Raw genomic sequence first — 23,143 nt, 5'->3', positions numbered from 1 at the left:
AGAGGACTAAATTCTATTAAGGTTAAGCCACTAAAGACTCATATTCCTGCAAGCATAAATCTTCAGCGCTCTTTTTCTGTTTCTTCCAAACTCCATCTGACGCCATTACCAGAGTGTCAAACACCTCATCCACATAACAACAAACGTGATCAACACCACGCCAGTCCAACCAAGACAAACGTCCTAATAAACGCCCATTGGCAAGCGGTATCAATACTAGCCTCAGCTGCAAATTTTTACTCGTGCCTTTGGCTTGATAACAGGCAAGGCTTTGAGGCGAAGACACACTGGATAATTGCACACCGACCCGGTTAGACAATAAAGCGGCAGTATCAGCAAAAAAAGACTCCGAACCCGCTATAAAATACTCGCTTGATGTTATTTTTTTCATTCCAAGCACTCCATTTCTATGAAGATATGTTCACTAAATGTAGATCATAATCATCGAGCCTGTAGCGACTTTTACAATAGAGTGGTATTTTTAGACTAATTAATGCTTTATTCGTATGGAGAAAAGAAATGAAACTAATTACGGCCATTGTTAAGCCTTTTAAACTTGATGAGGTGCGTGAAGCACTTTCTGAAATTGGGATTAACGGCATTACCGTCACAGAAGTGAAGGGTTTTGGGCGCCAACGAGGCCATACAGAACTTTACCGTGGCGCAGAATATGTTGTCGACTTTTTACCAAAAGTAAAACTAGAACTTGCTGTCGAAACAGACATGGTTGAACGCGCAATTGAAGCTATCCAGCACAGTGCGAATACAGGCAAAATTGGTGACGGGAAAATATTCGTTACCGCACTAGAGCAAATCATCCGTATTCGTACTGGTGAAACCGGTGCCGAAGCAATCTAAGCTATTGCCATCTAATTTGGGCAGTTAATTGCTATAAAATAAAAAAGAGGCCTCGGCCTCTTTTTTATTTTTGCAACATCGTTGACGCTAACCTTTATCAGGCACTTTGATAGACAAGGTTCCCAAGTAACGATTTTGACGTAACTCAATCTGACGAAAGATAGCAATAATCACAATACTAATAACCAAGTAGATAGCACCTGCCGCCAAGAAAATTTCCATCGGAGTATAGGTTCTAGCAATGATGGTTCGCGCCATACCCGTTAAATCCAAAATGGTAATAGTACTGGCCAATGCACTGCCTTTTAGCATCAAGATAATCTCGTTGCCATAAGCCGGTAACACGATGCCAAAGGCACGAGGCAATAAGACTCGTCGGTACATCTGAAACTTTGTCATGCCAATTACTTTACATGCTTCCACTTCACCTTGCGGAATCGCTTGAATCGCGCCACGGAAGATCTCAGCGGTATAAGCAGAGGTATTCAGTGTAAAGGCAATAATGGCACACCAAAACGGCTCTCTCAGTATTGGCCATAAGAAACTTTCTCGAACTGCATCAAATTGTGATGCGCCGTAATACACCAAAAAGATCTGAACCAACAGCGGTGTTCCGCGAAAGAAAAAGATATAAGCAAAAGGTACCGCTCGAATCCATGCAACCGGTGAAATCCTTGCTAAAGCAATCGGCAAGGCAAAAATGCCACCCAACACAATAGAAATAAGCACTAACTGAAGACTAACCCAAGCTCCTTCGAGCAAACGAGGAAAATATTCAACAACAACCGAAAAATCCATACATTATCCCCTATTCAAACCACGGCTCGCTCGTTTTTCCATATAGGATACGAACACCATAGAGATAATGGTTAAAGCCAAATACATAAATGCCGCGACCAAATAAAACAAAAACGCTTGCTTGGTACTACTCACTGCAATATTGGCTTTACGCATAATATCGTCTAGCCCGACAACAGACACCAGAGCGGTATCTTTTAGCAAAACCAGAAATAAATTCCCTAGCCCAGGCAGTGCAATTCGCCATACCTGCGGCAAAATAATACGGTAGAACTTTCGAATTGGCCCCATTCCTAGAGCGATTGCCGCCTCATGTTGCCCTTTCGGAATAGACTGTAAAGCGCCACGAAACACTTCTGTTGCATAGGCACCAAACGTCAAACCAAGTGCCGTCACACCCGCTGCAAATGCACCAACTTCAATATATTCGTCGTAACCAAATAAACCAGCTATCGCCATCAAAACACTGGTGGCACCAAAATAAATAATAAGCACAGTTAGCAATTCAGGAATACCACGAATAATAGTGGTATAACCATTAGCGATCCATCGGATAACTGCGATAGAGGATAATTTAGCAGAAGCGCCTAATAATCCCAGAATCAAACCAACAAACAGCGAAGACAGCGCTAGCTCCAAGGTAACAACAGCACCTTGCAGCAGCTGATCACCGAATCCATGAAGATCAATCATAGTTTTTTCTCAGAGTAAGCTTAAAGTAGGTTTCTCGGCACGTTAGTGCCGAGAAACTCTAAGAAATATCTACACTTAGTAGATAGAGAACGGGAAGTATTTAGCATTGATTTTCTGATAAGTACCGTCAGCCAGAATGGCATCAAGCGCTTTATTCAACTTCGCTTTCAACTTGTCATCGCCCTTACGAATAGCAATGGCAATGTTGTCTGTTTTCATGAAGGCATCACCTTTGAATTCAAATTTAGAACCACTTTCTGATGTTTTCAACCAGTTATAAGTTGGCAATTCATCGGATAACACGATGTCCAAACGACCAGAAATAAGATCTAGATAAACGTTGTCTTGGTTATCATAGAATTTCAAGTTAGCTTTACCAGCGAAATTGTCTTCAAGATATTGAGCGCCTAGAGTAGCACGCTGCGCACCAATGGTTTTTCCGTCTAGCTTAGCAAGATCAAATTTTTCACCAACGCGCCCCATGAAACGCAAACCGCCTGAGTAATATTTGTTAGTGAAATCGACAACTTTCAAACGATCTTCAGTGATAGACATAGACGCAATGATCGCATCAAATTTGCGTACTTTAAGTCCTGGAATCAAACCATCCCAATCCTGAGTTAGAATTTCACAATCAGCTTCCATTTTTGCACACAATGCGCGAGCAATATCAACGTCAAAACCTTGTGGCTTGCCAGCTTCGTCAATAAAGTTAAACGGTGCCCAAGCTCCTTCCGTTACGAAACGAACTTTATCTGCAGCTTGTACAGAAACAGCTGACAATGCTGCCGTTAACAACAACGCTGAACCCAAAACCATTTTTTTCAATTTCATTGTAATCCCCTTAGTGTATTTGTTTATTTAATCATTTTATATTTTAGAGTTTATTGCTTGAATAACGAAATATTAACTAAAAAACGCTGGATAAAAACGCCTTACAGCGTTCTGATTTTGGTGAACCAAACACTTGATCAGGCGTGCCTTTTTCTTCCACCACACCCTGATGCAGAAACACAACTTCACTAGATACTTCACGGGCAAAGTTCATTTCATGCGTTACGATAAGCATAGTACGCCCTTCTTCTGCCAAATTGCGCATAACAGTCAGCACTTCACCTACTAGCTCTGGATCTAGCGCTGATGTCGGCTCATCAAACAGAATCACTTGAGGATCCATAGCCAATGTTCTAGCGATAGCAACACGTTGCTGTTGACCACCAGAAAGTTGATTAGGATACATGTCCTTTTTCTCTGCGATACCGACCTTCCGCAATAAATGCTCAGCGTATTCAGCGACTTCCTGCTTAGGACGTTTTAGAACATGAAGCGGTCCTTCCATCACATTCTGTAAAATCGTCATGTGCGGCCATAAATTAAAACTTTGAAAAACAAAGCCTATTTGCTGGCGCATTTGAGTAAGCTGCTTCATGTTGTTGGCGACTAAATCCGATTCACCTTGAATCAAATCAAGTTTAGTACCATTAAAAAGAATATCGCCTCGGGTGGGGTTCTCAAGCAGGTTAACACAGCGTAAAAAAGTACTTTTACCTGAGCCACTAGAACCAAGAATTGAAATGACGTCACCATCGTAAGCTTTTAGGGAAATCCCCTTTAACACCTCAATATCACCAAACGTTTTGTGGATATCAATGAGCTCTAACGCCGGGACTTTCGACATGTTTTATACCTTCTTTTATTTTATGAACTTATTATTTTTACCGTGATAACAACGCAACTCTTTAATTGGCAACTAGCTAATCAAACAATCAGCTTACGTAACCAAGTAGAATACAAAAATCACGCCAAGAACAATGTAACCCGTATTTTAAGTTACTTTTTCCAAAGCCGCCTCTTTTTCTTGTCCATTTGGACAGGGGTAGCGCTTTTATTATGAATTTTATTACGTTCTTCTCTTGGCGTAATACCAAAAAAACCTTTGTAGGTTGTACTAAAATGAGGCGCAGATCCAAATCCACACTCCACACCAATCTCTGTAATTGCTTTATCCGTTTGAGTGATCAATTGCTTAGCATGCTGTAAACGTAATTCTAGATAATAACGCGACGGTACAATATCTAAATTACCTTTAAACAGTCGCTCTAGATGTCGCCTAGAAACACCAACATGATAAGCAATATCATCAGATGACAATGGCTCTTGAATATTTGCTTCCATTAGCTGAACTGCTTCAACGAGCTTAGGTTGACCTGTACCAATACGAGCCTGAAGAGGAATTCTTTGCGGATCTTCATGCGTACGAATTCGCTCACAAACAAATTGCTCAGAAATACTACTAGCAAGCGTCATACCGTGCTGCTTACCTATAAGAAAAAGCATCATATCCATCGCCGCTGTACCACCGCTGCAAGTATAACGGTCTCTATCGACTTCAAAAAGATGATTAGAAACGATCGTCTGTAAAAATTCATCTCGCAAGTTAGCAAGACTGCGCCAATGAATCGTGGCGCGGTAGCCATCTAATAGTCCGGCTTTCGCCAATAAATAGCTTCCTGTGCATACCCCACCAAGTCCAACCTGTTTTTTTGCTTGTTTTTTTATCCAATTTTCTAAAGTCAGACTTTCGTTTTTTATCACTGGCGATGCACCACACACAAAAATAGCATCTAAATCGCTTGGCGCATCACTTGTTAGATAGTCTGAAACGGTTGTAACCCCCGTACTTGAAGGAATTTCTCTTTCTTCATGGCTAATAGTACAAAAAGAATAAAGCTCTTTTCCTGTCACCCAGTTCGCCATATGTAATGTTTCAATAGCGGAAGAAAAACCCAACATAGAATAGTGTGGCAAGAGCAAAAAACCGTATTTTAACGGCTTTTTACTTGCCTGCATGATTTCTCTTGATGCGAATTCAGTCTTGTACAAAATATTATCCTGCGAACTATAGACAAAAAAGGAGTTTATTTCGTTTAAAATGGATAACAAAGGTTTTTTTCGTATTGAGCAAGGCTTTTTTAGTCCGATTAACCAGACATCATAACAATATGTCGCAATTAGATAAGTTAGTAGCTATCAAAGGAGTGAAATTTTCATAATAATCATATCCAGAGTCCAAACCGAATACTTTCGTAAAATTGCATTAACAACTAGTTTTATTAAGAACACCACTCACGAGGGATGAGTTCTAATGACTGATTACAAAAAAAACGAATTAATCGAACGTGTTGAAGTAGAAATAAACGAAAACTTTAGCACTGCAGAAGCGAACAACTTGATTCAACTTGCCCACCTCTACTTCCAGGACTCTTTAACGGAAGATTTGGTCAATGAGTCGATAGAAAATCTATACGGCACAATTATCTGCTTATGGGATTTCTTACAGCAACGCCCAGTAAACCAACCTAAGGTTCGTGTCTACAATCCGAACTACGAAGAGCACAGCTGGCAATCTACCCATACCGTTATCGAAATTTTAACGGATGACATGCCTTTCCTTGTCTCATCTTTCAATATGGCACTGGTTCGTCTTGGCCACACAATTCACCTAACAGCGCACCCAGTCGTACCAGTTGATCGTAATAAAAAAGGTGAACTACAAGGCATCAATTCGTCTTCAAAATCACACGAAGCCTTGATGCGCTTTGAAATCGATCGTTTGTCCGACATCAACTTGCTGGATGAAATTAAAGAAGAGCTACTTAACAGCTTAGTCGATGTAAAGAAAACTGTCGCAGACTGGCCTACAATGAAAGCCAAACTAAGCGACATTATCAGCGAATCAGAACAACTTGCGCATCTAAAAAAGAATGAAGAACATCAGGAAATTCTTGATTTCTTACGCTGGGTTGCCAATGACCACTTCACCTTTATCGGCTTCCGCGCTTACGACCTTGCGGTCGAAGGCGACGAAACACACCTTAAATTGGTTGAAGGCTCAGGTCTAGGAACCTTCCGCGACATCAACGATAAGAAAGTAAAACGCGATATCGTTTTACAAGACAACCTAGCTAAATTAGCAGTAGACCCTAGTAACATTCTTGTTTTAACCAAGTCCACAGCGGTCTCCACTGTGCATCGCCCTGTCCACCTTGATTACCTAGGTGTAAAACGCTTTGATAAAAAGGGCAATGTCATCGGCGAATGGCGCTTCTTTGGTCTGTATTCATCTGCCGCTTATATCGCTCGCCTGCAAGATGTTCCGTTATTGCGCAAAAAATTGAATATCATTGTTGAAAAAGCCAATGTGGATCCAAATAGCCACAAGGGTAAAAATCTTAAGCACATTTTAAACAGCTACCCTCGTGATGAGATGCTGCAAGCTCCAGTTGATGAGCTTTTTGGTACCATCGAAAGCATCCTTGCCATTCAAGAACGCCGTCAATTGCGCGTATTCCTTCGCAAAGACATCTATGGCCGTTTCCTGAACGCCTTGGTTTACGTACCACGTGATCGTTACAACACGGAATTGCGTATGAAGATGCAAGACATCTTGATGAACGCTTGTAACGGCACTAGCTCTGAATTCAACGTACAATTCTCACAGCTTGTTTTAGCGCGCGTTAACTTCACTATTCAAATTGCGGACCCTAAACAAAGCCCGACCATCGATGCAGAAGATATTCAGCGTAAGATGCAAGATGCAATGAGCTCATGGGAAGACAAACTGCTAATGGCGCTCCATAAGAGCCATGGCGAAGAAAATGGCAACATCCTTTTCAACGACTATGTACCTTATTTGCCAGCGGCTTATCGTGAAGATTTCTCTCCAAACGCAGCTGTTTTAGACATTGAACGTTTAGGACAACTCGCGGGTGAAGGTGATATTTCAACACATATTTACCGTCAAGTTGGACAAACAAAGAATAATTACTTTTTCAAAGTATATGGCGCGGGTACAACGCTTATCTTGTCTGATGTATTACCTATTTTGGAATGCATGGGGCTACGAGTACTAGAAGCTCGCCCATATGAGCTAGACCAAAATGGTGACGGCACAGCGAACACATGGGTAGTTGAATTTGCCATCAGTGTTGATGCTGATATCAATCTTGATAAAAACTCTCAGCGTGAAGCGTTCCAAGATGCGTTTAACCAAGTATTCAGCCGTCGTGTTGAAAATGACCGCTTTAACGCCTTAGTACTAAGCGCTTCCTTAACGTGGCGTCAAGTCACCATGTTACGTGCGTTGACCAAGTACTTGATGCAATTACAAGTGCCTTTCTCTTTGCAGTACATGCAACAAACTCTAGAGAAAAATGCAGGCATCGCTCGTCTGTTGGTTCAGCTATTCGAACAACGTTTCGACCCTAGCCAAGAAGCAAAACGTGACGAGAAAGTTCAAAAGCTGCTTGAGAAAATCGATCTAGAATTAGATCAAGTTGCTAACTTGGACGAAGACCGCATTCTGAAACACTACCTTTCCGTGATTCAGGCAATGCTGCGTACCAACTTCTACCAAGCCGGCTCTGAAGGCGAAGTCAAAGATTACGTTTCTTTCAAACTAGACCCAACACTGATTCCAGCAGTACCGCTACCAAGACCGAAATTCGAAATTTTCGTTTATGCGCCGTGGGTAGAAGGTATACACATGCGCGGCGGTAAAGTCGCTCGCGGTGGTTTACGCTGGTCTGACCGTATGGAAGATTTCCGTACTGAGGTACTTGGCCTAGTAAAAGCACAAATGGTGAAAAACGCCGTTATTGTTCCATCTGGTGCAAAAGGTGGCTTTGTTGCCAAACAATTGAAAAAGAACGCTTCTCGTGAAGAAGTACAAGCAGAAGTTATCCACTGCTACACCACCTTCATTAGTGGCTTGCTAGACATTACTGACAACCTTGTTCAAAACGAAGTGGTACCACCACTATCTGTACTTCGCTACGACGAAGACGACCCGTACTTGGTAGTAGCAGCAGATAAAGGCACAGCAACTTTCTCTGACTTGGCAAACAGTATTTCTGCGAAATATGGTTTCTGGTTAGGCGATGCTTTTGCTTCCGGTGGCTCTAATGGTTACGACCATAAAAAAATGGGCATCACGGCTCGCGGCGCTTGGGAATCCGTTAAACGTCAATTCAAAGAAATCGGCATCGATTGTCAAACAACTGACTTCACCACGGTTGGTATCGGCGACATGGCGGGCGACGTATTTGGTAACGGCATGCTGTTATCGAAACACACTTGCCTAATCGCAGCGTTTAACCACATGCATATCTTTATCGATCCAACACCCGATGCGGCGACGTCTTTTGTTGAACGTGAGCGCATGTTTAAACTGCCTCGCTCTTCTTGGGAAGATTACAACAAAGAGCTTATTTCGAAAGGCGGCGGTATTTTCAATCGCTCTGCGAAATCCATTCCAATCAATGCGGATATTCGTAAAGCTTTGGGCATTGAAGGCAATATTAAATCTATGGCACCAACAGATTTGATCAACGCCATTCTAAAAGCGCCCGTTGATCTACTGTGGAACGGTGGCATCGGCACCTACGTTAAATCTGAAGGCGAGTCCCACGCAGACGCAGGCGACAGCGCTAACAATGGACTACGCGTAAATGGTAAAGAGCTTCGCTGTAAAATCGTTGGTGAAGGCGGCAACCTAGGCTTAACACAGCTAGGCCGTATTGAATTTGCCCAGAAAGGCGGTTCAATCAGCACCGATGCAATCGATAACTCTGCGGGTGTAGACAGCTCGGATCACGAAGTAAACATCAAGATCCTACTAAACCGCGTAGTTGAAAATGGCGATTTGACCGAGAAGCAACGTAACAGCTTGCTTGCAGAAATGACCGACGAAGTAGGTAACCTAGTATTGCGTCATAACCGCGGACAAAGTCATGTTTTGTCCTTGGCAAATGCGCAAGCACCAGTGCGTCTAGCGGATCATTGGCGTTTGATTCAATCTCTTGTCCGTGAAGGCCGTTTGAATCGTGAAATCGAGTACTTGCCTAGCGATGTTCAGATCAAAAAACGCTTAAACAAAGGTCAAGGCTTAACTCGTCCTGAAATTTCTGTACTACTGGCTTATTCGAAAATCAAATTGTCTGAGCAATTGGTAGAAGACGGTATTGGTGAAGATGTCGACTTGACCACTCAAATCAATGAGTACTTCCCAACTCAGTTGACCAAACACTTCGGCGGCCAAATGGCGTCACATCCGTTGATTCAAGAAATCATTGCTGGACATGTGACGAACAACCTAGGTAATCGAATGGGGCCAACTTTCAGCACCTACATGCAAGAAGAGACCGGCGCGTCTTCTTTGAATGTTGTTCGTGCTTACATGGCTGCGGAAGACATATTTGGCATTCCAGCACTTTGGGATGCGATTAACGGTCTAGACTTCATAGTAGCTAACCCTGTATTAAACAGCTTGTTGATCCGCATTCAGGGACTTCTAGAGCGTGCGACACTTTGGCTATTACGTAATACTCGCGAAAGCTTGTCTATTCAACGCTTAAAAGACACTTATAAACCAGGTGTTGAAGTGATTAGAGCCAATATGCAGGCGATTTTGACAGAATCTAGCCAAGCGCATCTGGCCGATATTGCAGCAAGCCTTGTCGAGCAAAATATCCCAGTAGAAGTAGCGGAAAGACTATCGTCTCTTCATTACCTGTTCTACGGATTAGACATCATTCGCGTCGCGGCAAATACCGAGACCGAAGTATTAGATGTCGCTCAAACTTACTTCGCGCTTGAAATGGACTTAGAGTTACATTGGTTGCGCCATAAAGTTAGTGAGTTATCAGCTGACGATATGTGGCAACGTCGTGCAAAAGCAGGCCTAGGCGACGAAGTGGATAATAGTTTAAGAACCCTCACCCAAGAGGTCATTCAGTCCAGTGTCGATATCAAGAAACTGGAACAACGTCTGACTCATTGGCGCGAATCAAATAATGACAGCATCAAGCATTACCGTGCGACTTTTAGTGAAATAAAAGCCGAAAGCGAATTAACACTTGCTATGGTAACTGTCGCTATTCGTGAGTTGAGAAATCTGATATAAACCTATAGGTGGCCGCCATTGCGGCCACCTATTTTTAAGAGGTCTTTTTTTGAGATGGATAGAAAAGTGACACAACAAGTAACGAGAGCAACCTTTGACGAAGTAATGGTTCCTAACTACGCACCTTCTGCGATTATTCCAGTGCGTGGCGAAGGCTCTCGCGTATGGGACAAAGAAGGCAAAGAATACATCGATTTTGCAGGCGGCATTGCTGTTACTGCATTGGGTCATTCCAATCCAACTCTAGTCAACGTCATGCGTGAGCAAGCTGGGCAACTTTGGCACTTATCAAATACCATGACCAATGAGCCAGCACTGCGATTGGCCAAAAAGTTGACTGAAAAGACCTTCGCTGACCGCGTTTTCTTTGCAAACAGTGGCGCTGAAGCCAACGAAGCTGCTTTTAAACTCGCTCGCCGTTACGCGTTTGATAATTTTGGTCCAGAAAAAAACGAAATTATCGCCTTTTATAAGTCTTTCCACGGTCGTACATTGTTTACCGTTTCAGTAGGCGGACAAGCAAAATACAAAGAAGGCTTTGAACCTACTCCAGGTGGCATAAAGCATTGCGACTACAATGACATTGAGCAACTTAAAGCAATTATTAGCGATAAAACATGTGCCGTTGTGATGGAACCAATTCAAGGTGAAGGCGGAATTATTCCAGCCGACATTGAATTTGCCAAACAAGTACGTGAATTGTGTGATCAATACAATGCGTTATTGGTTTATGACGAAGTGCAATCCGGTGTAGGCCGTACAGGCACGCTATACGCTTACGAGCAACTTGGCGTAAAACCTGACGTCTTAACAACTGCAAAAGCACTAGGCAATGGCTTCCCTGTAAGTGCAATGCTAGCGACAGAAAAAGCAGCAAAAAGCTTAGCTTTCGGCACTCATGGCAGTACTTATGGTGGTAACCCAATGGCTTGTGCTATCGCTGAAGCAGTTATTGACATCATCGACACACCTGAAGTACTAGGCGGTGTGGCGAAACGTCATGATCTATTCGTTGAAGGTCTAAAAGCCATAAACGAAAAGTACCATGTTTTTAAAGATATTCGTGGCATGGGGCTTCTAATCGGTGCCGAAGTGATTGATAGTCTTGCAGGCAAAGCTGGTGAAATTGTTAAAGCATCCGCAGAAGAAGGTTTATTTGTCCTTGTTGCGGGTCCAAACGTTCTACGTTTAGCGCCATCTTTGATTATCACCGAACAAGACATTGCAGATGGCCTTGCTCGACTTGATAAAGCCATCGCAACAGTGATAGCTAACAACAAAGCTGCATAAGCAATTAAGTACTAGATAACATGTTTAAAAATCGGACTTCGGTCCGATTTTTATTTAATCCATACTGATAGAAATAAGCTTACTGAACGCCCCTTCTCCTCCAACTTTAACCTGCGTTAACTCTCCATTATCTACTGTTAGTTGGGTCACTATACGTGATGGCATTTTCATCGCTCGCCCTTGCTCAAAAAATGCCCGCTGATAACCAAAGTGTCGATTTAAATAGCAAGCAAGCGCTCCGTTCGAGCTACCTGTCGCGGACTCCTCTGGAATACCAACCGCTGGCGCGAAGTTTCGGCAACTTGCCGTATAGATGGCCTCTGGTGGGTTCATTTCAAAAACATGAAATCCAACACATTGATGCTGCTGACAGAAACGCGTTATCGCATCACTATCAACCTCAAGACAATCCAACACGCCATAGGGTACAGGAATCATCACATCAACCAACCCAGTAGATACAGCCTGAATAGGCAAACCAGATTGAGCAATAAGCTGAGGCTGAAGACCTAACATAGGAGCAATGTCTTCTGCGCTAAATTCAGCCGACCAAATTGGCAAACTTTGACTCATCAACACATCGCCATTTAATAACACCTCAACAGCTAAGATTCCCGCTTTTGTTTCCTGTTGATAACTTCCTGCCGAAATGTGCTGTAAATGACGCAATAACCAAAATACACTTAAGGTAGCGTGACCACAAAAGTCTACTTCTACAGTTGGGGTAAAAAAAGCCAACTGGAAATCTGCTTTATCACTTTGGCTAACAAAAGCAGTTTCAGACACACCAACTTGCTTAGCAATAGATTGCTTTTGCAGATCCGTTAGCGCATCAGCATGCAAAACCACACCGGCTAAATTTCCTCCTTGCCCTGAAATAGAAAAAGCTCGGACTAAATACACATCAACCTGTGACATATAACACTCCCATTGCTCTCATAGTGTCACTTCACCCTCAATTACCTTCAATATACAGTCACCATAATGGATTATCGTCTTTTTTGCTGATTCCTTAAGGGGTGTTTGATTGTGATTATCACTTTACTGGTTTAAGCTCCGGTAAAGCGCCATTAAACAACCCTGCGTAAATCAATGGCTTATGAAGTATTCAACTTATAGAGAAACTAAACCGTGTTTCAATCTTTCTTTCCCAAACCTAAATTGTTTTTTCTTAGTTTTGCCCTGTGGGCACTCGTTTGTGTCCTTGGCTGGTATCTTGCCGTTCAAGACCTAGGCAACACATTAAGCCTAGGATCTCTATTTGGTGTTCATTTTCCAGAAACATTAGCTGAAGGTGCTGATGCAGCCGCTCAAGCTGCCTTCCAAAGTACCCAAGAAACAGCCCTAACTATATGGCTATACCAATATATGGCTGCTTGTTATGGCATATTTATTGGCGTATGGATGATCTATGGTGGCCAAAAATGGGGAAAGTGGTCTGTTTTAGGGTCTGGGATTATCATATTTACCACTTGGTTTAGCGTGCAACTTAGCGTCATGATAAATGATTGGTATGGTAGTTTTTATAACCTTATTCAAAAAGCCTTATCTGCGCCGAATTCAATTACAATAGGCGAATACTTTTCACAGCTTTACACTTTTTCAAGTATTGCCGCAATCAGTATAACTGTTGCTGTTCTAAAAAACTTCTTTGTAAGTCATTACGTATTTCGCTGGAGGACCTCTATGACAGAGTACTATTCCTCTAAATGGCAACAGGTTAGACATATAGAAGGTGCATCTCAACGGATACAAGAAGACACGATGCGCTTTGCTAGCATTTTGGAAGGTCTGGGAGTTCGCCTTATTAGCTCTGTGATGACTTTGTTAGCATTCTTACCTGTTCTATGGGGTCTTTCTTCCTATGTAAAAGAGCTACCTTTTATTGGAGAAGTTCCTCAAGCACTCGTTTTCACCGCATTATTCTGGTCTATTATTGGTACCACTTTACTCGCAGTAGCCGGTATTAAATTACCGGGGCTAGAGTTTAAAAATCAACGAGTAGAAGCAGCTTACCGGAAAGAGTTAGTATATGGAGAGGACAATGAAAACAGAGCGGAGCCGCCAACATTAAACGAGCTATTCAATCACGTCCGTAAGAACTACTTCACGCTCTATTTTAATTACCTATATTTCAACGTGGTTCGCTATGGCTACCTTCAAGCAGGTGTTCTTGTGCCATTAATAGCACTTGGCCCATCCATAGTTGCTGGCGTTATTACTTTTGGTCTATTTCAACAAATTAACAATGCTTTCAATCAAGTAGAAAATTCGTTCCAATATTTAGTGAATTCTTGGACAACCATCGTTGAACTGCTCTCTATCTACAAACGTCTTAAAGCTTTTGAAGCGGCTATTGATGACCAATCTTTACCAACGGAAGATCAAAATTTTATGGAAACATAAGATTAAAGTAACAACTTAATTCTGTTCAAATTAAAAGCCCAGTCAGATAACATCTGACTGGGCTTTTAATTGTTTATTACTTTTTAAATCAATAAGATAACTACTTAGAATCAAACGTTAATATTGATATTTTGCCCTAAGTTATCCGTCGTGGTATGTGATCCACTACTCGCAGCTGGCGTAACGTTTTTTGCGGCTTCGGCCAATAAAGCAAGATTTTGTTCCGCTTTTTGTTGCTGAGCAGCCTTGGCTAAATTAGCGCTATAGACTTCACTCGCATAATCCATCGCAGGACTGCTAACACCATTAATGCTTGGCATTCTTCCTCCTATCAATTGTGAATGGTAGATCGAAAAAAACTGATCAATGGCCAAAGTATAGCGGGGGATTGGCTAATTTACGAACACCTTTTTGTAATGCTTTTTTATAGCAATAAAACAAAAACTTAAATTTTGTCATCGTTAACAAAACTATCCCAATACTGACTCACCAAGTTCTGGTTATCAACCAGCGTATCTTTTTGAACCACTCTACCTTGTTGCTGCAAGCTCAATCTATGGGTAAGAGACCGATAAAGCGTATAGGTATCAGTCATTTTTTCAGCCTGTTCAGCACCAATCAAGCCAACTAAAGCAGCCGCTTCTAGCTGACGAACATTGTCGGAAAATCGCATCAACTCTGGGTATTTACATGACCAAGCCAACACTAAGTATTGCACCATGAATTCAATATCAATGATGCCACCAGCACCTTGCTTAAGATCAAAACCTTGCTCTTTGCCACCAGTATCAAGATGAGCACGCATCTTCTCGCGCATTTTGATGACTTCAGCTTTTAGTACATCTCGGTCTCGTACTGAAGCAATAATCTCTTTACGGCACTCTTCAAATTTAGCCAGTAAATTAGGTTCACCGGCCAAACCGCGTGAACGAGTCAACGCTTGATGCTCCCAAACCCAAGCTTCTTTTTGCTGATAATCTTTAAAAGCTTCTAAACTAGAAACCAATAAGCCAGAGTTACCCGAAGGACGCAAACGCATATCCACTTCGTACAAGCGACCAGCAGCGGTAAAGCTGGTAATCATGTGAATTAAACGCTGCCCTAGACGAGTATAGAAAGTGAGATTGTCTATACTGCGATCGCCGTCTGTACTTCCGTTTGCCTGTGCATCGTGAATAAATACAAGATCAAGGTCTGAATCGTAACCTAGCTCCCAACCACCTGATTTCCCATAGCCAATAATCGCCAATTGCGGTGTGAAAGCGACCTCGTCTTGGCTTACTGGAAAGCCGTGTTTCTTAGTCAAATATTGCCAAGATTGCTGCAACACCTGATCTAAAAGTACTTCTGCCAACCACGTTAAGTGATCACTCACTTTCATGACAGGCAGTATTTCTGTTATATCGCAGGCAGCAATACGCAAGATAATAGAACGCCTAAAGCGACGCATAGCGTCCATCTGAGCTTCTTCATCGTCTTCAGGTAATCGCAGTAATATTTGCTGAAGCTCTTCCGCTAGCATGGTTTTATCTGGTGGTGAAAATAGCGTATTGGCGTCTAGCAGTTCGTCCAGCAATGCTGGCGTCGTCGAAATCGCTTCGGTAAACCACACACTTTCTCGACACAATCGAATAAGATGCGTCAGCGCTGTTTGATTTTCACACAACAAGACTAAATAGGCAGTACGACGTAACACCGCTTCTAAAATAGGAAAAACACGTTCTAATACCAAATCTGGATTGGCTTCGTCTGTTAACTTAGAAATCAGAGCAGCTAAAAATACAGCAAGTCGTTCATGACCAATAGGCTGCATAAACACCACAGTGCGAGAGCTAAGCAACTGCGAAATACGTGAAATACTCGCTTCTTGATCTTGCCAAGAAATCAGCTCAATCGCGTCTTGTATGGCTTCTCGATCCTCTGGATGCTTGATCAATAAACGCCACGTTTCCTGATTTTTCACTTCTTCAGTGCTTTCGTGACCATCATCGATTAATGCCACAAAAGAACGATGAACATTTTTACGCACTTCCCACAGTCGCTTATCCAATGCTTCCCAGGAAGGGAAACCTACTATTAATGCAATGCGCGTGCGTGCTCGATCATCTTCTGGCAATAGCTGCGTTTGCTCGTCATTAACCGCTTGCAATGCATGCTCGGTGCGACGTAAAAGTAAATACGCCTCACGCAATTGATCCATTTCTTCGACAGGCAAATAATCCTGTTGAGCAAGGTAAGGTAACACTTTCAACAAGGCTGGCGTTTGCAAGCCCTGATCTCGACCACCGTGTAATATCTGCAAAGCTTGAGCGATAAACTCAACTTCACGAATGCCACCTTCGCCCAATTTAATATTGTGCTCTATACCTTTGCGACGTACCTCTTTGGCAATCATTTGCTTAAGATCGCGCAATGCTCCTATCGCACCAAAATCGAGATATTTGCGATAAACAAAGGGCTTGCGCAAGGCTTCAAATTCTCTTACATCCAACGCAGTACCCGACATGACACGAGCCTTGATCATGGCGTAACGCTCCCAATCTCGCCCTTGATCTTGGTAATAATTTTCCAAGGAATCCATGTTTAATACCAAAGCACCAGACTGACCAAACGGCCGCAAACGCATGTCGACTCTAAAAACAAAGCCATCGGCGTTGACCTGATCTAGATGCTGAATCAGTTTTTGACCAAGCTTGGTAAAGTACTCTTGATGTGACAGACTTTTCTTTCCGCCTTGAGTATCACCATGTTCACGAAAGGCAAAAATTAAATCTATATCAGAAGACAGGTTTAGTTCGTTTCCGCCAAGCTTCCCCATACCGATCACAATCATCGACTGAGGTAAGCCCTTGCTATCCAACGCCTGACCGTACAAGGCAAGATAGTGCTGCGTTGTCCATTGAAGGCTGGCATTCACACATGCATCCGCTAACGCGCTTAAACGTGACGTCAGCTCGGTCAATGAAAGCCGCTGCTGAATGTCCAAAGCTATTAACCGTACCATCCACCACTGACGATACAAACGCAAACGTTTGATAAAACCGGCTTCATCTAATGGCTCTAGTGATTCTGTCTGGCAAGCACTCGCCTCGCATGAAAAAAATGCTTCGCCAGCCATCAAGGCTTCTTTGGATGGCTTTTCAGGTAGCTTTTTAAGCGCCAACAAATCATCTAACCAATGGGGAAAACGAGTAAATTGCTGATGTAAATAATCACTCAAGATCCACAAGGGTTCTAATATATCAATTTGCTCTTGGTTTAATGAATCAAGCCCGTGTCTTTCTCGAGCATCTTGGACATGTTCCAATAACAAGGCACGAGAAGAGGATTGTTCACAAAATATCGCGTAGTTAGGGTTCAAATGCGGAGGTGTCACAGGGCTTCCTTACAAAATCTTCTTTTTATTTTTACACAGCTTGCTGGTTTAACCATTGCCCAACTGTCAACATGGTAATGCCAATTTGAGTCATGCCTGCGAGTTTTTTCAGCAACAAGTCTTCTTCCTCTACAAGTTGTTGTTCCAATTCGCCATCTAAGCACCCTAGCGCTTGCGCTAATTCATTGGGCAAACAGGCTTTTAATTGAGCCATGGAATGACGCAGAGGCTGCATGAGCGCTTCGTCTTTCATAAAATACATCGCTTCCCAATAAACCAACCACACTTCGTACCAATATGCGGCTAATTCGAGTGGATTAGAAGTATTAACAGGCTTGTTAGGAAATTCAATCTGTCCGTATTTTAAACGCACGCCTTTTTGCGCCTTTGAAACAATACTGACCTGAACCGGCACACGCTCTGCAAGTTGCAACGCAAACTGATACAAACCCGCCTCGTCGCCCTCTTTCAGCTCCAGTTCTAACTCACAAATCGCGTCCTCACCATAAGGAGAGGTTACCAAACCTTGATCGCAAACCACTTCCATTTTGGTTTCTTGAGATTTGATGTTCCAAACTTGTCTCTCAAAGTCCGTACGATAGACTTCGATCAGCTTGCTACACCAAGACATATCTTGTAATGATTCGGGCAAAGGGACGTCACTTAATAAAGACAAATCCAATTGATCGCTAGGCACAAACCACTCCCATTCACCACGAGCATGCATGCCAATGCGGTTACTGCCTCGCGTTTTAACGGTTTGAATAAACTTATTGTTAACAGCACGAATACGCAGTGCCATACCACCTTGCATGAGATCTGCGCCTTCCGTATCAAAATACGCATTCATCAAGGCCAACGTAGGCTGACGAGATTGTTCATCAGTGTCAGAAGATGCACAAATTTCATCAAGAAAATCACTTGCGGACTTGAGATACTCTGAGTGAAGCATTAACTTTAGCTCTAGCTCGGTAGCCATAATATACGAACCTCTAAAACCTTTGCTGTTGAGCAAACAACAAAGAAAAAATAATGTGCGAGCAAGTGTACCAGATGCCTAGCTTACAGTAGTAATATTCGAAAATAACTCGGATTCAAGGAATATCCTTTATGCCCGCACTTCCCTCTCTTATCAGTATGATGTCTCAACTTATTGCCTCGCCCTCTATCAGTTGTAGTCAAGCCCATTGGGATCAGTCAAATAAAGGTGTGATTCAATTGCTTGAAAGCTGGCTTAGTTCCCAAAGCTTTCAGTGCGAAGTCATGCCATTGCCAGACCAACCTAATAAGTTCAATCTGATTGCGACACTCGGAACTGGTGATGGTGGTTTAGTGCTTTCAGGTCACACTGATACGGTTCCTTACGATAAAGGCCGTTGGAAATCAGACCCATTTAAATTGGAAGAAAGAGAGCAAAAACTTTACGGCCTTGGCAGCTGTGATATGAAAGGCTTCTTCGCCATTGTGCTCGATACCATTCGACAAATGCAGCTATCTAACTTAAAACAGCCGCTTATCATTCTGGCGACCGCTGATGAAGAAAGCTCAATGTCTGGTGCAAGAGCCTTGGTTGAACGAGGTTCGTTAAAGGCACGATACGCTTTGATTGGTGAACCCACATCATTAACGCCCATTTATGCTCACAAAGGCATTATGATGGAACGTATCCAAGTCACTGGCCAATCAGGGCATTCTTCTAATCCCTCGCTGGGAAACAATGCACTGGATGCCATGCACGATGTAATGTCAGAATTAATGGCATTTCGTCAGCAACTTAAAGCAAACTATCGCGATGCCAGCTTTGTCATTGACTACCCAACGATGAACTTTGGCTGCATTCATGGCGGAGACAACCCAAACCGTATTTGCGGACGCTGTGAGCTGGAGTTTGATTTACGAGCACTACCAGGTATGAGCAACCAAGCATTAATGGCGGAAATTGCTCAGATATTGCCGCGTATCGAAGAAAAAACTGGCACAATAATACAACTAAATAGTTTATTTCCTGATGTTCCGTCTTTTTATACGCCAGTCGAATCGGATATCATAAAAGCCTGTGAAACCTTAACTAATCGCCAAGCGAGTACTGTAGCATTTGCAACAGAAGGTTCTTTCCTGAATCAAATGGGTATGGAAACCTTAATTTTAGGGCCTGGCTCTATAGATCAAGCCCATCAACCAAATGAATTTATGGCGCTAGATCAAATTCAACCTATGCAAGAGGTAATTCGCGGTCTAATCGAGCGTTTTTGCCTTAAATTAAACGAGCAAAAAAATGAGGAATAGCGTGACAGAAGAATTCAATTATGTGGACTGGTTCCGCCATTCTTCCCCCTATATTAATGCCCATAGGGGAAAAACCTTTGTCATATTGATTCCAGGTGAGGCTGTAGAGTGCGCTCACTTTTCAAGCATTATTCACGACCTTGCCTTGCTGGACTCATTAGGAATTCGTCTTGTCTTAGTCCAAGGTGCTCGCCCACAAATTAGTCGAGTGTTAACCAATAGACATTTAACCAGCCGTGTTGAAGACGATTATCGTGTCACACCACAAGACCAGCTACTTGACATTATCCAGGCGTCTGCGGCGGTGCGAGTCCAACTTGAAGCACAGCTATCTATGGGACTATCAAATACCCCAATGGATGGCGCTAGACTAAAAGTATGTAGCGGGAATTATGTTATCGCCAGACCTTTAGGTGTAGTAGATGGCATCGATTATGGTCACACAGGTGAAGTTCGCCGAATCGATACCGAAGCAATTTTTCGGTTGCTTGAAGATGACAACATGGTGCTTTTACCTCATCTTGGCTTTTCACCAACAGGTGAAGTATTCAACCTAAAAAGCGAAGACGTTGCCATTCAAGCAGCAATACAGCTTAAAGCCGACAAACTGGTTATTTTCTCGGAAGAAGAGGGCGTCTTCACAAGTAATGGTGAACTCTATTCTGAGTTATTAACCAAAGACGCCGAAGCTATTCTCAAAGAGAAAACACTATCTACCATTACTCACGCGGCATTAGACGCTTGTGTCCAAGCCGTGCGTCAGGGTGTGCCGAGAGCACATATCATTTCTTACAATGAAAATGGTGGTCTACTACAAGAACTCTTCACTCGTGAAGGTTCGGGTACCATGATAAATGAAGACAGCTATGAGCAATTGCGACCAGCCCACATTGATGATGTTGGTGGCATGATGGCATTATTAGCTCCGCTGGAAGAAAAAGGTGTTTTAGTAAGACGATCTCGCGAACTTCTAGAGAACGAGATAGATCGCTTTATTGTCATAGAACGTGATGGTGCTATTGTCGCCTGCGCGGCACTTTATCCGTTTGAGCAAGAGTACTCCGGTGAATTGGCGTGTTTGGCTGTCTCGCCAGATTATAGGGGCTCTAACCGTGGTGAACGCTTACTAAAAGGCATAGAACAAGCTGCTAAGCGTCAAAACCTAACTATGCTCTTCTTATTAACCACACGAACCGCTCATTGGTTTATTGAACGAGGGTTTAGCGAAACGACATTGGCAAGTTTACCAACGCAAAAACAAGCACTGTACAACTATCAACGTAACTCCAAAATCTTCTCAAAGCAGCTGTAATAACCATTTAAAGAGCAGCTCAAATTAGCGAGTCAATGATACTTTTTCATTGGCTCGCAAATCAAAAACAAGATTAATCTAACCCAGAACAATAATCATTGAACTCTACCAAGATATAAAGCTCATTATCATGCTGGATGGTTCCTTGAATACAGTCATGATCTCGATACTCCAGTCCATGGGTATCATTATTTTCAGGCAGGTCCATAACTCGTTCCACGGCTTCTACTCGAATTCCAAAATAGCCAGTAGGTAAATCCAAAACAATAATATGACCTTCCTCTTCGCACTCAGCTGGATCTAAATTCAACAAATGCGTACCGTACAATACCGTTACCATATTACCGCGCACATCAATCATACCCTCAACACCTTCACGAGCACCTGGCACAGGAGCCGGAGACTGGTAACTAAGTACTTCTTTGACAGTTGAAATAGGATGAACATAACGCTCACTTCCTAAACGAAAGCAAATCCCCTTCTCGACCACTTGCTCCAAAACCCGCTCCTTAAAATAATTTTCTGTCTAAATAAAAAAATAATATAAACGTGATGTTTAAAGAAAAAAATAATATAAACGTGATGTTTAAAGAAAAAAATAGTTACATGTCTAATCTTTAACTTCAAGTTTAAAGCAAAAAAAAGCGACCATTCAGTCGCTTTTTCTAATTTCGTCTTTTTCAATTCCTAATGATCAATCCATTATTTTGAATGGAATAAACATTGGGTAACCCTGTCTAATGACTCGCATTGGCACAGAACGCCCACTTGGAATATCTTTGGCAATTTCACCAAACTCCGCAACACTGGTAATACGCTTGCCATTTAACATGGTGATCACATCACCTTGCTGCAAACCATTACGGGCCGCTGTACCACCAAGTACTTGCTCGATGACAACACCATTGTCAATATCAAAGTTCTTCGCCATGTCTGCAGGTACTTCTCCTACAATCATGCCAAGACGGTTTTGATCCTGTTGTGATTGAGCGACTACTTTAGGATCATTTGGTCGTGCTTCTAGCATCACAGAGATGGTTTGCTCTTTACCATCTCGATACACTTTCGCATCGACTTTTTCACCGGCTTTCATTTGACCAACAATGTAAGGCAGCTCACCAGAATGTGCAATGGACTCACCATTGAATTTCAAGATGATATCACCTGATTTTAAGCCCGCTTTTTCCGCTGGAGAATCAGGTAATACACGGCTTATCAATGCACCATTTGATCTATCTAAGCCAAATGACTCAGCCAACTCATTGTTTACATCCTGAATCAACACACCTAACCAAGCGCGAGATACTTTACCATCGCTCTTCAGTTGATCCACAACCGACATGGCAACTTTTGAAGGAATCGCAAACGACACTCCCATAAAACCACCAGAACGAGTGTAAATTTGTGAGTTAATACCAACTACTTCACCGTCTAGGTTGAACAAAGGACCACCAGAGTTACCTGGGTTGATCGCTACGTCCGTTTGGATAAATGGTACATAGTTATCAGATGGTAAGCTTCGTCCTGTTGCACTGACGATACCTGCGGTCACCGTGTAGTCAAAGCCGAATGGAGAACCAATCGCTAATACCCACTGACCCGGCTTAAGCTTGTCTGAATCACCCATTTTAACGATAGGTAAGTCATCAGCTTCGATTTTAAGTAGAGCTAAATCGGTTCTAGGATCCGTGCCAACCAATTTTGCGACATACTCACGTCTATCATTAAGGCGTACATGAATAACATCCGCGCCATCAATAACGTGATTATTGGTCAATACATAACCATCATGGGAAACAATAAAACCAGATCCCAATGAACTACGCTGTCCCTGCTGTGGCGGTGCTTGTTGACCGAAAGGCTGCTGACCAAAGAAGTGTTTAAAGAACTCATTGAGTTCTTCGCTATTGGGCCCTAATTGCTGACCACCTTCGTTAGCCGTTTTTGTGGTAACAGTTTGTTCCGTACTGATATTCACAACAGCGGGAGAGGCTTTTTCCACTAACTCCGTAAAGTCAGGGAGTGAAGCCGCATGAGTAAGTATCGAAGCCATCATAAAACTACTAACGACAACCATGCTAACTTGTTTAAGCAATCTGTTCATTGATTGGTCTCCTTAAGACGTACCAAATTCATTACAGTGCCAGGTGAAGAGATTTAG

18 protein-coding genes are annotated in these 23,143 nt (G+C 42.6%); 6 read left to right on the top strand and 12 right to left on the bottom strand.

Annotation, left to right across the window (positions count from 1 at the left end):
- Window positions 1-22 precede the first annotated feature (22 nt).
- Window positions 23-391 carry a hydroxyacylglutathione hydrolase gene (locus BUA59_RS09760; protein WP_072839527.1) on the bottom strand — a complete coding sequence of 123 codons (369 nt, stop codon included), beginning with the start codon at window positions 389-391 and terminating at the stop codon, window positions 23-25.
- A gap of 128 nt (window positions 392-519) precedes the next feature.
- On the opposite strand from BUA59_RS09760, the gene BUA59_RS09755 reads away from it, so the two are divergent.
- Window positions 520-858 carry a P-II family nitrogen regulator gene (locus BUA59_RS09755; protein ID WP_012068833.1) on the top strand — a complete coding sequence of 113 codons (339 nt, stop codon included), beginning with the start codon at window positions 520-522 and terminating at the stop codon, window positions 856-858.
- Between the two features lie 87 nt (window positions 859-945).
- On the opposite strand, the gene BUA59_RS09750 is transcribed toward BUA59_RS09755, so the two are convergent.
- The 5 genes from BUA59_RS09750 to BUA59_RS09730 all read right to left on the bottom strand — a co-directional run bounded on the left by BUA59_RS09750 (window position 946) and on the right by BUA59_RS09730 (window position 5,199).
- Window positions 946-1,656, bottom strand: coding sequence for an ABC transporter permease (locus BUA59_RS09750; protein ID WP_072839526.1), 711 nt, complete (start codon window positions 1,654-1,656; stop codon window positions 946-948).
- Window positions 1,657-1,659: 3 nt separating this feature from the next.
- Window positions 1,660-2,349 carry an ABC transporter permease gene (locus tag BUA59_RS09745; protein ID WP_012068831.1) on the bottom strand — a complete coding sequence of 230 codons (690 nt, stop codon included), beginning with the start codon at window positions 2,347-2,349 and terminating at the stop codon, window positions 1,660-1,662.
- Between the two features lie 75 nt (window positions 2,350-2,424).
- Entirely contained in the window at window positions 2,425-3,183 is a 759-nt protein-coding gene (locus BUA59_RS09740; RefSeq protein WP_072839525.1) for a transporter substrate-binding domain-containing protein, read from the bottom strand.
- 76 nt (window positions 3,184-3,259) lie between these two features.
- The gene (locus BUA59_RS09735; RefSeq protein ID WP_072839524.1) at window positions 3,260-4,027 is read right to left on the bottom strand and encodes an ABC transporter ATP-binding protein; all 768 of its coding nucleotides are present in this window, start codon (window positions 4,025-4,027) and stop codon (window positions 3,260-3,262) included.
- A 152-nt stretch (window positions 4,028-4,179) separates the two neighbouring features.
- Window positions 4,180-5,199: a GlxA family transcriptional regulator gene (locus BUA59_RS09730; RefSeq protein WP_072839523.1), complete on the bottom strand. Its 1,020-nt coding sequence runs from the start codon at window positions 5,197-5,199 to the stop codon at window positions 4,180-4,182.
- 295 nt (window positions 5,200-5,494) lie between these two features.
- Between BUA59_RS09730 and BUA59_RS09725 the strand changes: the two genes are divergently transcribed.
- Window positions 5,495-10,312 (top strand): NAD-glutamate dehydrogenase, encoded by a 4,818-nt coding sequence (locus tag BUA59_RS09725; RefSeq protein WP_072839522.1) that lies wholly within the window; start codon window positions 5,495-5,497, stop codon window positions 10,310-10,312.
- A 54-nt stretch (window positions 10,313-10,366) separates the two neighbouring features.
- Window positions 10,367-11,602, top strand: coding sequence for an aspartate aminotransferase family protein (locus BUA59_RS09720; protein ID WP_072839521.1), 1,236 nt, complete (start codon window positions 10,367-10,369; stop codon window positions 11,600-11,602).
- Between the two features lie 54 nt (window positions 11,603-11,656).
- Here the strand turns inward: BUA59_RS09720 and BUA59_RS09715 are convergent, their stop codons facing one another.
- Complete coding sequence (locus tag BUA59_RS09715) at window positions 11,657-12,520, bottom strand: PhzF family phenazine biosynthesis protein (protein WP_072839520.1); 864 nt, start codon at window positions 12,518-12,520, stop codon at window positions 11,657-11,659.
- Window positions 12,521-12,733: 213 nt separating this feature from the next.
- On the opposite strand from BUA59_RS09715, the gene sbmA reads away from it, so the two are divergent.
- Complete coding sequence (gene sbmA, locus BUA59_RS09710) at window positions 12,734-14,008, top strand: peptide antibiotic transporter SbmA (protein WP_072839519.1); 1,275 nt, start codon at window positions 12,734-12,736, stop codon at window positions 14,006-14,008.
- Between the two features lie 110 nt (window positions 14,009-14,118).
- Here the strand turns inward: sbmA and BUA59_RS09705 are convergent, their stop codons facing one another.
- The 3 genes from BUA59_RS09705 to BUA59_RS09695 form a co-directional block, all read right to left on the bottom strand.
- A complete protein-coding gene (locus BUA59_RS09705; protein WP_072839518.1) occupies window positions 14,119-14,328 on the bottom strand; it encodes a hypothetical protein in 210 nt (69 codons plus the stop codon).
- A 125-nt stretch (window positions 14,329-14,453) separates the two neighbouring features.
- Complete coding sequence (glnE, locus tag BUA59_RS09700) at window positions 14,454-17,384, bottom strand: bifunctional [glutamate--ammonia ligase]-adenylyl-L-tyrosine phosphorylase/[glutamate--ammonia-ligase] adenylyltransferase (RefSeq protein WP_072839517.1); 2,931 nt, start codon at window positions 17,382-17,384, stop codon at window positions 14,454-14,456.
- A 31-nt stretch (window positions 17,385-17,415) separates the two neighbouring features.
- Window positions 17,416-18,363, bottom strand: a complete 948-nt coding sequence (locus tag BUA59_RS09695) for a CYTH domain-containing protein (protein ID WP_072839516.1) — start codon at window positions 18,361-18,363, stop codon at window positions 17,416-17,418.
- 131 nt (window positions 18,364-18,494) lie between these two features.
- On the opposite strand from BUA59_RS09695, the gene argE reads away from it, so the two are divergent.
- Window positions 18,495-19,670, top strand: coding sequence for an acetylornithine deacetylase (gene argE, locus BUA59_RS09690; RefSeq protein WP_072839515.1), 1,176 nt, complete (start codon window positions 18,495-18,497; stop codon window positions 19,668-19,670).
- Complete coding sequence (argA, locus tag BUA59_RS09685) at window positions 19,660-20,982, top strand: amino-acid N-acetyltransferase (protein ID WP_072839514.1); 1,323 nt, start codon at window positions 19,660-19,662, stop codon at window positions 20,980-20,982. The genes argE and argA overlap by 11 nt, the downstream gene beginning before the upstream one ends.
- Window positions 20,983-21,055: 73 nt before the next feature.
- On the opposite strand, the gene BUA59_RS09680 is transcribed toward argA, so the two are convergent.
- Window positions 21,056-21,472 (bottom strand): chemotaxis protein CheW, encoded by a 417-nt coding sequence (locus BUA59_RS09680; RefSeq protein WP_245813129.1) that lies wholly within the window; start codon window positions 21,470-21,472, stop codon window positions 21,056-21,058.
- Between the two features lie 204 nt (window positions 21,473-21,676).
- Window positions 21,677-23,086 carry a DegQ family serine endoprotease gene (locus tag BUA59_RS09675; RefSeq protein WP_072839512.1) on the bottom strand — a complete coding sequence of 470 codons (1,410 nt, stop codon included), beginning with the start codon at window positions 23,084-23,086 and terminating at the stop codon, window positions 21,677-21,679.
- Between the last annotated feature and the right edge of the window lie 57 nt (window positions 23,087-23,143).

The organism is Marinomonas polaris DSM 16579 (assembly GCF_900129155.1).
GTDB lineage: Bacteria > Pseudomonadota > Gammaproteobacteria > Pseudomonadales > Marinomonadaceae > Marinomonas > Marinomonas polaris.
The sequence above is the reverse complement of the archived record's forward strand: the minus strand, read 5'-3'. Positions and strand labels throughout refer to the sequence as shown.

Excerpts from the sequence above, each read along its gene's own strand:
- BUA59_RS09760 (WP_072839527.1), bottom strand. The coding sequence starts at position 391 with ATGAAAAAAATAACATCAAGCGAGTATTTTATAGCGGGTTCGGAGTCT.
- BUA59_RS09755 (WP_012068833.1), top strand. The coding sequence starts at position 520 with ATGAAACTAATTACGGCCATTGTTAAGCCTTTTAAACTTGATGAGGTG.
- BUA59_RS09750 (WP_072839526.1), bottom strand. The coding sequence starts at position 1,656 with ATGGATTTTTCGGTTGTTGTTGAATATTTTCCTCGTTTGCTCGAAGGA.
- argA (WP_072839514.1), top strand. The coding sequence starts at position 19,660 with ATGAGGAATAGCGTGACAGAAGAATTCAATTATGTGGACTGGTTCCGC.
- BUA59_RS09725 (WP_072839522.1), top strand. The coding sequence starts at position 5,495 with ATGACTGATTACAAAAAAAACGAATTAATCGAACGTGTTGAAGTAGAA.
- BUA59_RS09745 (WP_012068831.1), bottom strand. The coding sequence starts at position 2,349 with ATGATTGATCTTCATGGATTCGGTGATCAGCTGCTGCAAGGTGCTGTT.
- argE (WP_072839515.1), top strand. The coding sequence starts at position 18,495 with ATGCCCGCACTTCCCTCTCTTATCAGTATGATGTCTCAACTTATTGCC.
- BUA59_RS09735 (WP_072839524.1), bottom strand. The coding sequence starts at position 4,027 with ATGTCGAAAGTCCCGGCGTTAGAGCTCATTGATATCCACAAAACGTTT.
- BUA59_RS09705 (WP_072839518.1), bottom strand. The coding sequence starts at position 14,328 with ATGCCAAGCATTAATGGTGTTAGCAGTCCTGCGATGGATTATGCGAGT.
- BUA59_RS09740 (WP_072839525.1), bottom strand. The coding sequence starts at position 3,183 with ATGAAATTGAAAAAAATGGTTTTGGGTTCAGCGTTGTTGTTAACGGCA.
- BUA59_RS09675 (WP_072839512.1), bottom strand. The coding sequence starts at position 23,086 with ATGAACAGATTGCTTAAACAAGTTAGCATGGTTGTCGTTAGTAGTTTT.
- BUA59_RS09730 (WP_072839523.1), bottom strand. The coding sequence starts at position 5,199 with ATGCAGGCAAGTAAAAAGCCGTTAAAATACGGTTTTTTGCTCTTGCCA.
- BUA59_RS09720 (WP_072839521.1), top strand. The coding sequence starts at position 10,367 with ATGGATAGAAAAGTGACACAACAAGTAACGAGAGCAACCTTTGACGAA.
- BUA59_RS09715 (WP_072839520.1), bottom strand. The coding sequence starts at position 12,520 with ATGTCACAGGTTGATGTGTATTTAGTCCGAGCTTTTTCTATTTCAGGG.
- BUA59_RS09695 (WP_072839516.1), bottom strand. The coding sequence starts at position 18,363 with ATGGCTACCGAGCTAGAGCTAAAGTTAATGCTTCACTCAGAGTATCTC.